The sequence below is a fragment of the Rhodovulum visakhapatnamense genome, from assembly GCF_004365965.1.
In the GTDB taxonomy this organism is placed as follows: Bacteria; Pseudomonadota; Alphaproteobacteria; order Rhodobacterales; family Rhodobacteraceae; genus Rhodovulum; species Rhodovulum visakhapatnamense.
Window position 1 is genome coordinate 59,748 of record NZ_SOEB01000007.1, and the last position, 14,108, is coordinate 73,855.

At 66.3% G+C, this 14,108-nt stretch carries 9 protein-coding genes; 1 reads left to right on the forward strand and 8 read right to left on the reverse strand.

The window, feature by feature from the left end; all coding sequences use genetic code 11:
* The first annotated feature begins 160 nt into the window (after positions 1–160).
* Positions 161–2,020, forward strand: a complete 1,860-nt coding sequence (locus tag EV657_RS08230; RefSeq protein ID WP_113668520.1) for a methyl-accepting chemotaxis protein — start codon at positions 161–163, stop codon at positions 2,018–2,020.
* 303 nt (positions 2,021–2,323) lie between these two features.
* Here EV657_RS08230 and EV657_RS21870 read toward each other — a convergent pair whose 3' ends face one another.
* The 8 genes from EV657_RS21870 to EV657_RS08275 form a co-directional block, all read right to left on the reverse strand.
* Entirely contained in the window at positions 2,324–3,430 is a 1,107-nt protein-coding gene (locus tag EV657_RS21870; RefSeq protein ID WP_208323247.1) for an alpha/beta fold hydrolase domain-containing protein, read from the reverse strand.
* Positions 3,431–3,597: 167 nt separating this feature from the next.
* On the reverse strand, positions 3,598–4,098 hold the full coding sequence (locus tag EV657_RS08245) for an acetone carboxylase subunit gamma (protein WP_134077603.1): 501 nt from the start codon (positions 4,096–4,098) through the stop codon (positions 3,598–3,600).
* 55 nt (positions 4,099–4,153) lie between these two features.
* Positions 4,154–6,463, reverse strand: coding sequence for a hydantoinase B/oxoprolinase family protein (locus EV657_RS08250; protein WP_134077604.1), 2,310 nt, complete (start codon positions 6,461–6,463; stop codon positions 4,154–4,156).
* Positions 6,464–6,485: 22 nt separating this feature from the next.
* Complete coding sequence (locus EV657_RS08255) at positions 6,486–8,639, reverse strand: hydantoinase/oxoprolinase family protein (RefSeq protein ID WP_134077605.1); 2,154 nt, start codon at positions 8,637–8,639, stop codon at positions 6,486–6,488.
* A gap of 272 nt (positions 8,640–8,911) precedes the next feature.
* Positions 8,912–10,744: a sigma-54-dependent Fis family transcriptional regulator gene (locus EV657_RS08260; protein ID WP_134077606.1), complete on the reverse strand. Its 1,833-nt coding sequence runs from the start codon at positions 10,742–10,744 to the stop codon at positions 8,912–8,914.
* A 387-nt stretch (positions 10,745–11,131) separates the two neighbouring features.
* Entirely contained in the window at positions 11,132–11,692 is a 561-nt protein-coding gene (gene ilvN, locus EV657_RS08265) for an acetolactate synthase small subunit (protein ID WP_075785661.1), read from the reverse strand.
* A 17-nt stretch (positions 11,693–11,709) separates the two neighbouring features.
* Entirely contained in the window at positions 11,710–12,105 is a 396-nt protein-coding gene (locus EV657_RS08270; RefSeq protein ID WP_134077607.1) for a hypothetical protein, read from the reverse strand.
* Positions 12,106–12,322: 217 nt separating this feature from the next.
* Positions 12,323–14,080 carry an acetolactate synthase 3 large subunit gene (locus EV657_RS08275; RefSeq protein WP_134077608.1) on the reverse strand — a complete coding sequence of 586 codons (1,758 nt, stop codon included), beginning with the start codon at positions 14,078–14,080 and terminating at the stop codon, positions 12,323–12,325.
* Positions 14,081–14,108 lie beyond the last annotated feature (28 nt).

Sequence of the window (14,108 nt, forward strand, 5' to 3'; positions counted from 1 at the left end):
GTCGATAAGCTCATAAAAATAAACGATAAAAGGGTCTCGAGGCGGGCTCGCCCGATCTGTTGGAAAAGTCATCCAGCATTTACCTAGAATTGAACTTTAAGAGAGTTTCTAAACGCTTTGCGGTATACCGCCCCGCAATGCACAATTCGAGGTAGCCCGCATGCCCGCCTTCCTGTACCGGATTCCTTTCCGCATTTATCTGATCGTGATCGTCGCGCTTGCGCTGTCGATCGTGCTGTCGGTCCTTCTTCTCACGCGCGCGGTCAGCAACGCCTACCAGATGCGCGAGACCGAGCTTCGCGGCATGACCGATGCTGCGATATCGCTGCTCGACGATCTGCAGGCGAAGGTGGAGGCCGGTGAGATGGACCGTCCGGCGGCCGAGGCGACGGGGCGTCGGCTTCTCGAGACGCTGCGCTTCGGAGAGTCGGGGTACCTGTTCGCGCTCGACAACAACCTCGTTGTGACGGCGCATGCCACTTTGCCGGAATGGGTCGGAACCGACAAATCCGACTATGCCGACGTCAAGGGGCTGAAACTCTTTCAGGAAATGCGCGAGGTTGCGCTGCGCGACGGGGCGGGCACGGTCGAATACTGGTTCCAGAAACCCGGAGAGACGGAGCCCGAGAAAAAGCTTGGCTCGGTGCAGCAGTTCAAACCCTGGGGCTGGTTCGTCGGAACCGGCGCCTATGTGTCGGACATCAACGCCGAACTGGCAAGCATGCGGATGGCGTCGATTATCACGCTGATTGTCGGTATGTTGCTGCTGATCGCCGTGTCGGCCGTGCTGGTGCGCAGTGTCACCCGGCCGCTGGCGGCGTTCGTGGAGTCGATGCGCGATGTCGCGAATGGCCGTTACGATACCGAGATCCCGGCGTCCAAGCGCCATGACGAAATTGGAGATCTCGGCCGCAACCTGTCCGAGTTCCGCGACAAGCTGGCCGAGTCCGAACGGCTTGCCGCCGCCCGCGAGGAAGACCGGCGCGAACAGGAACGCGTGGTGACCGATCTGGGCGTCGGGCTGCGGGCGCTGTCCGAGGGCGACCTGACCCGGACGATCGACACGACCTTCGCCCCTGCCTATGAACAGCTGCGTCAGGATTTCAACGCCACTGTCGACACGCTGAACGCGCTGATGGGCGAAATCGTCGAGAATTCGACCGAGATCACCACCCGGGCCGAGGAAATCAGCGGCGCCTCCGACGACCTGTCGCGGCGGACCGAGAATCAGGCCGCCACGCTGGAAGAGACCGCCGCCGCCATGGACGAGATGACCGCCAGCGTGCGCGCCGCGGCCGATGGCGCGGCCCAGGTCGAGAATGTGGTGCGCGAGGCGCGGGGCAATGCCGAACAATCGGGTCTGGTGGTCAAGGAAGCCATCGGCGCGATGTCCGAGATCAAGAAATCCTCCGACGGCATCAACCAGATCATCGGCGTGATCGACGACATCGCCTTCCAGACCAACCTTCTGGCGCTGAACGCGGGCGTCGAGGCGGCGCGGGCGGGCGAGGCCGGCCGGGGCTTTGCCGTTGTGGCGTCAGAGGTACGGGCACTGGCGCAGCGGTCCTCCGAGGCCGCGAAAGAGATCAAGACGCTGATTTCGTCCAGTTCCGATCAGGTCGAATCCGGTGTCGCGCTGGTGAACCGGACCGGCGAGGCGCTGACCGACATCGTCGAGCGCGTCAGCAACATTGCCGAACTGATCGGCGAGATCGCGACCGGCGCTCAGGAACAGTCGGTGGGCTTGGGCGAGATCAATGTCGGCATCAACGAGCTGGACAAGGTCACCCAGCAGAACGCCGCCATGGTCGAGGAGGCGAACGCCGCCGCGGTGACGATGAAGCAGGAGGCGGGCAATCTGCAAAGCCTCGTCGCCCGGTTCCGTCTGAAGGGCAGCGCCCCCGCCGTCGCCCGCCCGCGGAGCCCGTCGGCGCCCTCCTACAAGCCCGATCGCCCGCCGTTCGCCGCGATGGATGCGCCCAAACGGGCTGTGAACGACAGCGGCTGGCAGGATTTCTGAGCCTGCACACCGGTAGTCGGCCTCGGACCGTTCGCAGAGCGTCAGCGCTCGGAAGGAGCGGTCCGAGATGCCCGAACCTTCACGCAGATCGGTGCGGGCTCGGGAAAGGTATCGACTGGCTGCCACCGCAGTTCGGCAATTCGGTGAGGAGCCGTGTTTGCGACTGCTCGGGATGACCCGTACGAAGAAGAGCGCGACACGCGCCGCTGGCATCGAGCAAGTTCGCCCCCGGCCACCCAGACCCCGGCCACCCGGACGAAGATCCCGAGGCCTCGAGCGACCTCGGGGGATCCCAGACCGGGTTCAGGCCGCGTCGCCCGAAAGATAGACCTTGACCGGGCGTACGGGGCGGCCGTCGGACCAATGTCCCAGGTCGAACTCTAGACGGTCGGCCTCGGCGCCCTCGCGGATCACCTGATCGAGCGCGAACCAAAGATAGCGCCAGTCCAGCGTGTCCTCGGCGCCAACGCCGTCGAGCAGCAACAGAGACAGAAGCGGGCGGAAAAAGCTGGTATCGTCGGTTGCCTGTTCGTGATTGGCGAAATGCCCGGGGCAACCATGGGTATCGGTCTGCGACAGGTACATGCGCTTGCGATCTGTGGCGATGCTGCCGAACGGGATGTCCCATTCGGATTTCGGCACGATCCAGTCGGCATCGCCATGCAGGATTGCGACCGGCATGGTCAGTGCCTTTCCCGTGACGCTCAGGTTCACATCGTCCTGCAACCGGTCGAGGGCCAGGCCGATCTGGCCCGGCGCCGACGCGGCTGAACTGCTGGGGATCGGGTCGGCAGTCACGACCTGCAGCGGCATGAGGTTGGCGGGCAGGCCGTCCCGGGTCACGTACCAGGGCCAGCTCAGCGCGAAGAGGCCGCCCAGCGAATGACCATAGACATAGGTATCGACCGCGACATCGGGCCCGAAGCCGACCCGGGCATAGGCATCGGTGACGCTGGCCAGCGCGTTTTGCATCCATTTTTCCTGAGACGGACGCAGCCCGTCGCCGAAGACCTCGTCCAGCAACTCTGCCACGGTCATCAGCCCTCTTTCGGGAAAGCTGCAAAACCCGGTCTGAAAGTTCGGAAAGAAGACGGTATAGCCCTGACGGGCCAGGTGTTCGAGATGGGCGCGGTAGATCTGCGAGGCCCCCAGCACGAATCCGTGCAGGAAGATCACCGCCTTGGGGCGTCCGTTCTGCCCGAGCCAGGGCGTCTTCGGCCGGTAGACCTCGATATAGCTGCCCTTCTGGCATTTCCCGAACCGCTCGACGGTGAACTCCGGCGAGGTATAGACCGCGCTGTAATCGGGACGTGGCGGCGCCTTGGGGCACAATGGTCCGAACGCCCGGCAAAGGGCAGCCTGAAGCAGATAGCCGAAGGTGGTGCGCAGATCGCTCAGAAGCATAGACATGGCCCAAGCCTCCCTTGATGGGGCGGGACAATGAAAAGGCGGGGAGGGCGACGGGTCAAGCTGTTTGCACAACCTTGCGGCGACTTTCTTTCGCCTTGCGGCAAGGTTCGGCGAGGGCCTATGCGGCCCCCTTCGGAAAGGGGGCCGCGGCGCGGCCGGGGCCTCGGTCAGGCGCGCTCGGGCACCTCAAGACCCAGCCAGTCGCGGTAGAAGGTGTCGATATCCGGCTCGAAGTCGTGGATCACCGGATACCAGGGTGTCGGCGCCTCGACATCGAGCAGATCGCCCGAGAGCGGGCAGAAGTATTCGCGGATCACCTGCCAGCCGGTCGAGGGGGCCATCAGCTTCGGATAGAGCTTTTCCATCGCCTCCGGCGTGTCGCGGACCCGGACCTTGGCATGCAGCTTCCAGTTCTCGGTCCAGTCGCAGAAATCGTGCCCGGCCCAGCTGCGGATCACCCATTTCTTGTCCTCGGCCCGCTGAACGATGAAAAGCTTCGGGCCCAGCGGCAGGATGATGCGGTCGTCCCAGGGGACCTGCTCCTGCAGGATCTCGAGGTAGATTTCGAACCGTTCCTGATCCTTGGGCATGGACAGCATCTGATGCAGCGTGTCCTGGTCGATGGTGCCGTCCACGAGATCGCGGATCTTGGCTTCGGTATAGGCCATGTCTGTTCCTCCCTTTCTGAAAAGGGCGCCGGGGTCGGCCGGCGCCCCGGTTGGGTCATTCCTCGACCAGCTTGACGATGGTCACATCGGGCAGTTCCGACAGGTCCATCGAATAGTCCTTGCCGTAGGACGGGATCGGCAGGTCGGCCTCCTTCAGTTGCCAGCTGTCCGGCAGGTCCCAGAACGCCCGGAAATCGCGTTCGAATTTCGGGCCGAGCTTGAACGAGGCGGCATACATCTGCTGGACATGGGTGCCCGCGTCCTTGGCGAGGATCTTGTCGCGTTCGCCCGCCATCCAGTCGCGGGTCGGCACCGACTGGGCCAGCCGTTCCTGCCGGATCTCGGCACGGCGCGCCTCGGTCGCGGCCAGATCGGCCACCACCCGGCCGCGCTCGCCCTCGGCCAGCACGACGCCATAGACGCTGTCGGCAAAGCGCGCGAGCAGGTAGCCGCCATTCACATCGGCCGCCACCGCTTCGGGCTTGCGGTCGAGCGGGTCGCCGAAGCCCGGGCCGCCGCGCATGTAGTTGAGATAAAGATCGTAATCGGCGAACATTTCCTCGGTGGTGATGGCCTGCTTGTCGCGCTTGATCCGGGCGCCCTCCAGCATCCCGTCCCAGACCGGGTTTTCGGGGTCGGTATCGCCGCCCCAGGGGATCGGCTCGCCCCTGGCGATCTTCTCCTTCAGCCCGGTATCATGCGCGGCGAAGCGGTAGCCCGAGGCCGCCGGATAACCGCCCATCAGCCCCCAGTCGGAACTGATATGGCCGTTGCCCATGAAGAACATGGTCCAGTCCTTGGCGTTCCAGACCATGCGCAGGCTCTCGAAGCCGCAGCCGCCGCGATACTTGCCCGCGCCGCCCGACGATGCCTTGATCTGGCGGCCGAGATAGACCAGCGGCTCGGCCAGTTCCCAGATCTCCATGTCGCCCATGTCGCCTTCGGGGTTCCAGATCGCCGCCGCATGGCTGATGCCGTCGCGCACCGCAGAGGCGCCGACCCCGTTGGCCGCACATTCGAACGAGTTCACGGCATGGATCTCGTCATACTGGTTGAAGCCGCCGCCCTGCAGCCAGTTCGAGGTATTGGCATTGCCCGCATTGACCTCTTCGAGATAGCCGCGCCCGAAATAGCTGCGCGACAGCCCCCGCCAGAGCGCCGTCCAGGAGGACACGAGGAAGTGCCAGCTATAGGCGAAGGCCACGCGCCGGTCGTCGGGGTTCATCCAGGTGCCCTTGGGCAGGCGGAATTCGGTGCCGTAGGCGGCGCCGTCATTGATCATCTCGCTCGGGATCAGGGTCTGGGTCATCATCACCCAGATACCGGAGGTGAAGCTGACCGAATGGGCGTTGTAGGTGTGCCAGCCCCAGCGGGACGAGCCCTCGAAATCGAGCCGCCAGGTCCCGTCCTTGCGGATCGTCATCTCGGACGGCGTGTGCATGATCGTGTCGACCTTGGCGAAGTCCGAGGGCACGCGTACATCGTCGTGGGAATAGGGCACGTCGACGAAGCCCACCTGGCGATAGGTGCCCGGAATGGTCATCGCCTTGATCCGGTTCTGCAGCCCCAGCCGGCCATGTTCGACCGCCTCGTAGGCGAATTGCCAGTAGGCATCGATCCCCTCGTCGGCGATCACCTCCTCGACCAGCTTGCGGATCATGTGACAGCCCGCGACCCGGGTGCGTTCGTCGAGCATCCAGTAGCGCGTGGTACGCACCGCGCGCTGGCTTTCATGCAGCCAGTCGCGGAACAGCGTGTCGTTCTCGCCGATTTTGCGGCAGGTCACCGAATAGCCGTCGCCGAAGCGCTGGACCTGGCCCGTGGTCATCGAGCCCGGACCGACGGCGCCGGTATCGATCACATGGGTCACGCCGCCGACCCAGCCGATCAGCTCGCCCTCGTGGAAGATCGGCACGATGGTGTGGATGTCGCACGGGTGGACGTTGCCGATCAGGCTGTCGTTGTTGCAGAAAATGTCCCGGTCCTTGACGCCGGGATTGGTCTCCCATCCGTTCTCGATCATGTATTTGATCGCGGCCCCCATGGTGCCGACATGGATGATGATGCCGGTCGAGGTCAGGATGCTGTCGCCCGCCGCGTTATAGAGGGTGAAGCACAGCTCGCCCTCCTGCTCGACGATGGGCGAGGCCGCGATCTTCTTGGCGGTCTCGCGGGCATCGACGACACCGGCCCGAAGCCGCGAGAACAGCTTGTTGTACTTGATCGGGTGTTCGTCCCGCAGCTCCATGTGGCGCAGCCCGGCATAGTGGCCGCTGCGTTTGGTGGCCTCCATGATCTTGTCGCGGTGCTGCTTGAGGGTCTCGCCGCCGCGGACGATGCCCTTGATATCTGTCTGGATGTTCATGTGATGTCCTCCCTTTCGCGCGTCACAGTTCCTTGAGGTGGAACAGGCGGTGTTCGTCGAGCCAGGTTTCGAACCCGTCCGGCACGACGAAGGTCGTGGCGTCGGATTCGATGATCGCGGGGCCGACGATCTGGTTGCCGGGCAGAAGCGTTTCCATCCGGTAAAGCTGGGCCTCCACCCAGCGGCCCTTGCGGTAGAACTGCCGCGTGCCGGTGCGCGCCTCGCGCGGCGGGGTGGCGTCGTGCAGGGGTTCCTCGGGGATCTTCGGCTTCGGGATCGGCACGGTGCCGCGCATGATCGCGCCGGTCACCGAATAGCCCAGTTCGGGCGAGCGGGCCGAGGCGGCGTAAACCCGGCCATAGGTGTCGTTGAAGGCCGAAACCAGCCGGTCCCAGTCGTCGGCGCCGCCGGCCGAGGCGATCGGGCTTTCGATTTCCAGGTCGTTGAGCTGGCCGCGATACTGCATCCGGAAACCGGGCTGCAGCTCGACCTTGTCGGCAGCATAGCCGTTCCGCTCGAACTCTTCCAGAACGCGCTCGGTCAACTCGTCCCAGGCGGCCTGCAGCACTTCGGCCTGGGACGCCTTGTCGGCCTCGTGGGCATCGGTGTCGATGTTGATGTCGAGCGACTTGTCATAGCGGTATTCGAAATCCGCCGCCGCGCAGCCGAAGGCCGAAAAGCCCGCGGCCCAGGCCGGCACGATCACGTCCTCGAAGCCCAGCCCCTCGGTATAGCCATAGGTATGGACCGGCCCCGCGCCGCCATAGCTGAAGCAGGTGAAGCTGCCCGGGCTGTAGCCCTTGCCCGAGATCATCGAGCGCATGTAGTCGCGCAGTTCCGCATCGAGCAGCTCGATCACCCCGGCGGCGGCATCCTCGACCGACATCCCCAGCGGGTCGGCGACCTGCACCTTGATCGCGTCCCAGGCGCGCTGACGGTCCAGCTTGACCTGCCCGCCGAGGAAGTTGTCGGGGTTCAGGTAGCCCAGCACGACATGGCAATCCGAGATCGAGACCGTGTCGATGCCGCTTTCGGCCCAGCAGACGCCGACGCGGTAGCCTGCGCTGTCCGGACCCAGCTTGATCGCCTTGGTATAGGGGTCGAGCCGCACGAAGCTGCCCGCGCCCGCGCCGACCGAGTCCATCGCCACCAGCGGCAGCGACAGCACCAGCCGCGCCATGTCGGGATCGTTACGGATGGTCAGCTCGCCTTGCGTGATCAGCGCCACGTCGAAGGAGGTTCCGCCGATGTCGGAACAGGCGATGTTCCTGTAGCCCAGCTTCTCGCCCAGATACTTGGCGCCGATCACGCCGCCGATCGGGCCCGACACGATGGTGCGCGCCAGTTCCTTGGCCTTCCAGGAGATGGTGCCGCCATGGGTCGCCATCACCCGAAAGTCGAATTTGGACCCGTGATCCTTGAAGGCGCCCGAGATGCCATGCAGCGTCTGGCGCGAGGGCTCTGCGGCATAGGCCTCGAGCACGGTGGTATTGGTACGGTGGGTTTCCTTGCGCACCGGGTAGTAGTCGGTCGAGGCAAAGACCGGGATCGGCTTGCCGCTGGCCTTGACCTCGTCCTCGACGATGTCGCGCACCCGGCGTTCATGGGTCGGGTTCTTGTAGGAATGCAGAAGCGAGATCACGATCCCCTCGACATCCTCGGCGATCAGCTCGCGCGCGGCGGTCCGGGCCGTGTCCTCGTTCAGCGGGATCACCACCGTGCCCATCATGTCGATCCGCTCGGCCACGCCCCGGGTCAGGTCGCGCGGCACCAGCGGATCGTCGTAGTAATGGGTGTTGATGTGGATGCGGTCCTCGTAGGCGAAGCCCAGATAGGCCTGGATCGCGCGGCCCATGCGGTGGAAATCCTCCATCCCGGCATTGACGATCAGCCCGACCCGAAGCCCCTTGCGCTGCACCACCCGGTTCAGCATCGCGGTGCCGGAATAGACCCCGGTCTGGATGTTGCGCAGCGCGTCTTCCAGCGTCAGGCCCCAGTGTTCGAGCCCCTCGCGGCTGGATTCCAGAAGGCCCTGAGCCTCGTTCGCGGGCGTGGTCTGGGCCTTGCCGACGACGAAGTCGCCATCTGCATCGACGAAGAACGTGTCGGTCATGGTGCCGCCGGCGTCGATGCCCAGCACCTGAACCGACCGCGCGTTCCGTGCGGTCTGTGTCATGCGTGTTTCCTCCCGTTTCAGCGCCGTCTCGGGGCGCCGTCCGGTCAGACTATGCGGGCGGGCGGTGGCACCGGCCCTGTCCGGCACGGGCGCGGGCGCCGGACAGTATCGGGCATCAAGACAGGGCTTTCAGGGGCGGGCGTCCTGGGGCAGCGGCAGAGGGCGCCGGACAGGAAGTGTCCGGCTGTCCGGACAGGTGCCGGACAGGGCCCGGACGGTTCTTTGGGGGGATGGGAGCGGTGCGATTCGCGCCGGTTCCGGGGCCCGGCCGGTCAGGTCCGGTCGTCGGGCCGGGTCAGCCCGTAGGCCGCGAGCTTGGTATAAAGCGTCGAGCGCGCGATCCCGAGCCGCCGGGCGGTGGCCGACATGTTGCCGCCGCTTGCCGCCATCGCCTTCAGGATGCGGGCGCGTTCGTCGGGCTCGGGCCGGGGCAGGGGGGCGGCCGGGGTCCGGATCTTTTCGGGCAGGTCCTCGGCGTCGATCACGCCGCGACCGCAGAACAGCACCAGCGCCTGCATGTCGTTTCTCAGCTCGCGTGCGTTGCCGGGCCAGGGATAGGCCATCAGCGTCTCGCGCGCCGCGCGCGTCAACGCGGGCGCCTGCCGCCCGGCCTCCGCCGCCGCCTGGGCCAGGAAATGCTGGGCCAGCAGCGGAATGTCTTCGGCCCGGTCGCGCAGCGGCGGCAGCCGGAACTGGATCGTCGAGATGCGGTGGAAGAGATCGCGCCGGAACCGGTCTTCGGCCACGTCCCGGGGCAGGTCGCGATGGGTCAGCGCGATCACCCGGAAGTCCGAGCGTTCCGGCGCATCGGGGCTGCGCGCCCGGGTCAGCCCGTCTTCGAGAACCCGCAGCAGGAAGGGTTGCACGTCTGCGGGCATCTCGCCGATCTCGTCCAGGCAAAGCGTGCCGCCATGCGCCGCGGCCACCGCGCCGCTGCCGGGGCCGTCGGTTTCGAACAGCACGCCCGCGGCACTGTCGGCGCGCAGCGCGCCGCAATTCACCGGCACATAACGCCCGTGCCGCTGGGCCGAGGCGTCGTGGATCGCGCGGGCCAGCAACTCCTTGCCAGTGCCGGTCTCGCCGCTGATCAGCACCGGCACGGCCGAGCCGGCCACGCAGCGCGCATGCTCAAGCAACCGGACAATCGCAGGTGCTGTGCCCAGAAAAGCGTCGAACGGGTCGCCGCTGGGGGTTTCGACGGGCGTCCGCCGCCCGCGATAGGCGGTCAGCACCAACCCGATGGGCAGGCCATCGCGGCGCAGGATCTCGCCATCCATGCCCGAGAACCGGTCCGACATCTCGCCTGCCCAGTCGTCTTCGCGCCGGTCGCCGATGGCGCCGCCCTGGATCGCCTGGTTCGACCAGACCGCGCGGGTGTCGTGCAGCACCGCGCCGCGCCGGTCGATCAGGATCATGTGGGTGTTCTGCCAGCGCGCGCGGCGGCCCATGAATTGCTGGTACAGCACCTCGCGCTCTTCGCCGATCATACGTGCCAGCGCCTGGGTGATCTCGTCGCCGACGGCCATCGCCAGCGCCATGCTTTGCGGCAGGAACACATCGGTCGGTCCCGAGATGTCGACGATGCCCCGCAGCGACCGGTCGACCGGGTCCAGCACCGGCACGGCGGCGCAGCTCCAGCGCTGGATCTCTTCGCAGAAATGCTGGATGCCATGGACCAGCGCCGGGCGCCCCGAGGCTGCGGCGGTGCCGATGCCGTTGGTGCCGATGCTGGTTTCCTGCCAGTTGCCGCCGATCTGCAGCCGGTTCTCGCGGCCGGTATCGATGACGCCGGGATCGCCTTCGGTCTCGGTGATGATGCAGTCGGGCGAGGCGAGGATCATCATCGACCCGGTATCCTTCAGCATCGCCCGCGCCCGCAGCAGCGCAGCCCGGGCCAGCCGCCGCAATTCGGCGGTTTCCGTGCGCTTGCGCAGCAGCACCTCGTCGGTGACCTGCGGCGCCGTCATCCGGTCGGGCAGAACGCCCGAGTCGCGCGAGCGCAGCCAGGAGGCCGCCAGATCCGGGGCGAGATCGTCCGGCAACAAACCGGTTTCCAGGAAGCGGACCCAGTCCGCTTTCCTGACGAAGCGTTCGCGCGCGACCATATCTCCTCCCAGGGACCGTGCCCGGCCCCGAATACGTCGTCACGTGTGGTGCGTCATTCTACCGGGCGCGGGGAGATCTGGAAAGATTGCGGCCCGGAGCGGCTGGCGGCGGGGTCGGGCGTACAGGGGGAGATGGGCGACGCAGCGTCGGAACCGGCAGCTTGCCGCTTGCGGCAAGCGGATTGTTCCCACAATCGGATGTCCGGTGTTAACCTTGTTTAGCGGTTCGCGTTGCGCATAGCGCGAATCGGGGCGGATCTGCGCCCAGGACCTCCCCGAAGGGGTGTCCGGGACAGGTCCATTTGCCGGATTTCCCCCGGCTCCGAAGGCCTCCGGTTCCAACCCCGCCGGAGGCCTTCATCCTTTCAGGGTCCAGACGTCGAGACCTCAGTTGCCGCGCGCCAGGGCCGCGACGCCGGTGCGCGCCATTTCGCAAAGACCGAGCGGGCGCATCAGTTCGCCGAAGGCATCGATCTTCTGGGGCGTGCCGGTGATCTCGAAGACGAAGCTCTCCAGCGTCGAGTCGACCACATTGGCGCGGAAGATGTCGGCAAGCCGCAGCGCCTCGACCCGCTTCTCGCCGGTTCCCGTGACCTTGAAAAGCGCCAGTTCCCGTTCGACCGACGGTCCCTCGACGGTCAGGTCGTGGACCTCGTACACGGGAACGATCCGGCCGAGCTGGGCCTTGATCTGCTCGATCACCGCAGGGGTGCCGGTGGTGACGATGGTGATCCGGCTCTTGTGGCCGGCATGGTCGACCTCGGCCACGGTCAGGCTGTCTATGTTGTAGCCGCGCCCCGAAAAGAGGCCGATGACGCGGGCCAGCACGCCCGCCTCGTTGTCGACGGTCACCGCCAGGGTGTGACGTTCGCTGGCCTCGGCATTGGGGTCGCGCAGGTCATAGGCGGAATGTCTGGAGGTGCCTTGCTGGATGTTCAACGGGGCCATGTCATGTCCTCTCGGCGTTATCGTTGGCACCCGGCCGAGGGCCGGGCGAAGTCTGGGGGATGCGGGCAGGCCGCACGGGGCCAAAGCACGACCGCCAGGGTCAGCGCCATGCCCGGCAGCAAAAGCCACGCAGCGGGCGGTTGCGGGCCGGGCATCAGCGCCACGGTCCAGATCAGCAGGCCGGGCCCGATCCAGGCAGGCAGCCAGAGCAGTCCGCGCAGACCGTCCGAGACGGGCAGGGTGCCCGCCCGCAGCAGAAACAGCGCGGCCAGGCCGGTCGGGGCGGCATCGTAATGCCACAGACAGGGCGTCGCCAGAGGTGCCGCCGCGACCAGCAGTGCGGCCTTGCGGTCGAAGGGCCAGCCCGGCGCCCGCCAGACCGCGAAAACCGCCAGCGCCAGAGCCGCGCTCAACCCGCTCTGGGCGGCTAGCGCGGCCGGGACGGGCACCTTGGCCGCAGCCAGCGCAACCGGCGGTCAGGACGTGATCTGGCCGCGTCGCGATCCGGGCGGCAAGGATCGCCGAGGGCAGGGCGGCGGCGGCGGCGATGGCCAGCGGTGGCCGCCACGGGCCGCCGACTGGCGGCCCGTGCGGGCCATGCCGCGGTGAGGAAAGCGCCGCCGCCATGGCTCAGACGAGGACCGCGCCCTTGGTCCCGATCGCCCCTTCGGTGTCGGCGTCGCCCAGCAGCATGTCGTTATGGGCGCGCCCCGACGGGATCATCGGGAAGCAGTTCTCGTGCTTTTCGACCAGGCAATCGAAGATCACCGGCCCGTCATAGGCCAGCATCTCGGCAATGGCGTCGTCCAGATCGGCCGGGTCCGAACACTGGATGCCCTTGGCGCCGAAGGCCTCGGCGAGCTTGACGAAATCGGGCAGCGCCTCGGACCAGCTGTGCGAATAGCGCCCGCCATGCAGAAGCGACTGCCACTGCCGGACCATGCCGAGGCGTTCGTTGTTGAGGATGAACTGCTTGACCGGCAGGCGGTACTGAACCGCGGTGCCCATCTCCTGCATGTTCATCAGCCACGACCCTTCACCCGCGACGTTGATGACCAGCGCCTCCGGATGGGCGACCTGCACGCCCACCGAGGCCGGCATGCCGTAGCCCATGGTGCCAAGCCCGCCCGAGGTCATCCAGTGGTTCGGCGCCTCGAAGCCGAGGAATTGCGCCGCCCACATCTGGTGCTGGCCGACCTCGGTGCAGATGAAGCGGTCCTTGCGGTGCCGCGTCAGCGCCTCGAGCCGTTGCAGGGCGTATTGCGGCTTGATGGTCTGCGCGGACGGGGTGTAGCGCAGGCAGTCGACTGTCTTCCATTCGTCGATCTGCGCCCACCAGGGCTTCAGCGCCTCCTTGTTGACCTTGCGCCCGCGCGACTTCCAGATCCGCAGCAGATCCTCCAGCACATGGGCGACATCGCCGATGATCGGCAGGTCGACATGGATCGTCTTGTTGATCGAGGACGCGTCGATGTCGATATGGGCCTTGATCGAGTTCGGGCTGAAATCGGCCACCCGCCCGGTGATCCGGTCGTCGAAACGCGCGCCGACGCAGATCATCAGGTCGCAATCGTGCATCGCGAGGTTGGCCTCGTAAAGCCCGTGCATGCCCAGCATGCCCAGCCAGTTCTTGCCGGAGGCCGGATAGGCGCCCAGACCCATCAGGGTCGAGGTGATCGGAAAGCCCGTGGCCTCGACCAGCTCGCGCAGCAACTGGGTCGCGGCATCGCCCGAATTGATGACCCCGCCGCCGGTATAGAAGATCGGCCGCTCGGCGGTTTCCATCGCCTCGACGAGGCGGGTGATCGTCTCGCGGTCGCCCTTGACCTTGGGGTGATAATGGCCATGCCCCGCCTTGACCGGGCCGACATAGGTGCCTTCGGCGAACTGGACGTCCTTGGGGATATCGATCAGCACCGGACCGGGGCGGCCCGAGGTCGCGACGTGAAAGCCCTGATGGATCGTTTCGGCCAGCTTGTCGGGGTCCTTCACCAGCCAGTTATGCTTGGTGCAGGGGCGGGTGATGCCGACGGTATCGGCCTCCTGGAAGGCATCGTTGCCGATCAGGAAGGTCGGGACCTGGCCCGACAAAACGACCAGCGGGATCGAGTCCATCAGCGCGTCGGTGATCCCGGTGACCGCATTGGTCGCGCCGGGGCCCGAGGTGACGAGAACGACGCCCGGCTTGCCGGTCGACCGCGCATAGCCCTCGGCCGCATGGACCGCGCCCTGTTCGTGGCGCACCAGAATGTGCTGGATGTCGGTCTGCTGGTAGAGTTCGTCATAGATCGGAAGCACGGCCCCGCCCGGGTAGCCGAAGATTACATCTACCCCCTGGTCCTTGAGCGCCTGAACCACCATCTTCGCGCCGGTCATGGGCTGTGTCATCTTTTCGTTCTCCGTGCTGTCCGCCAGC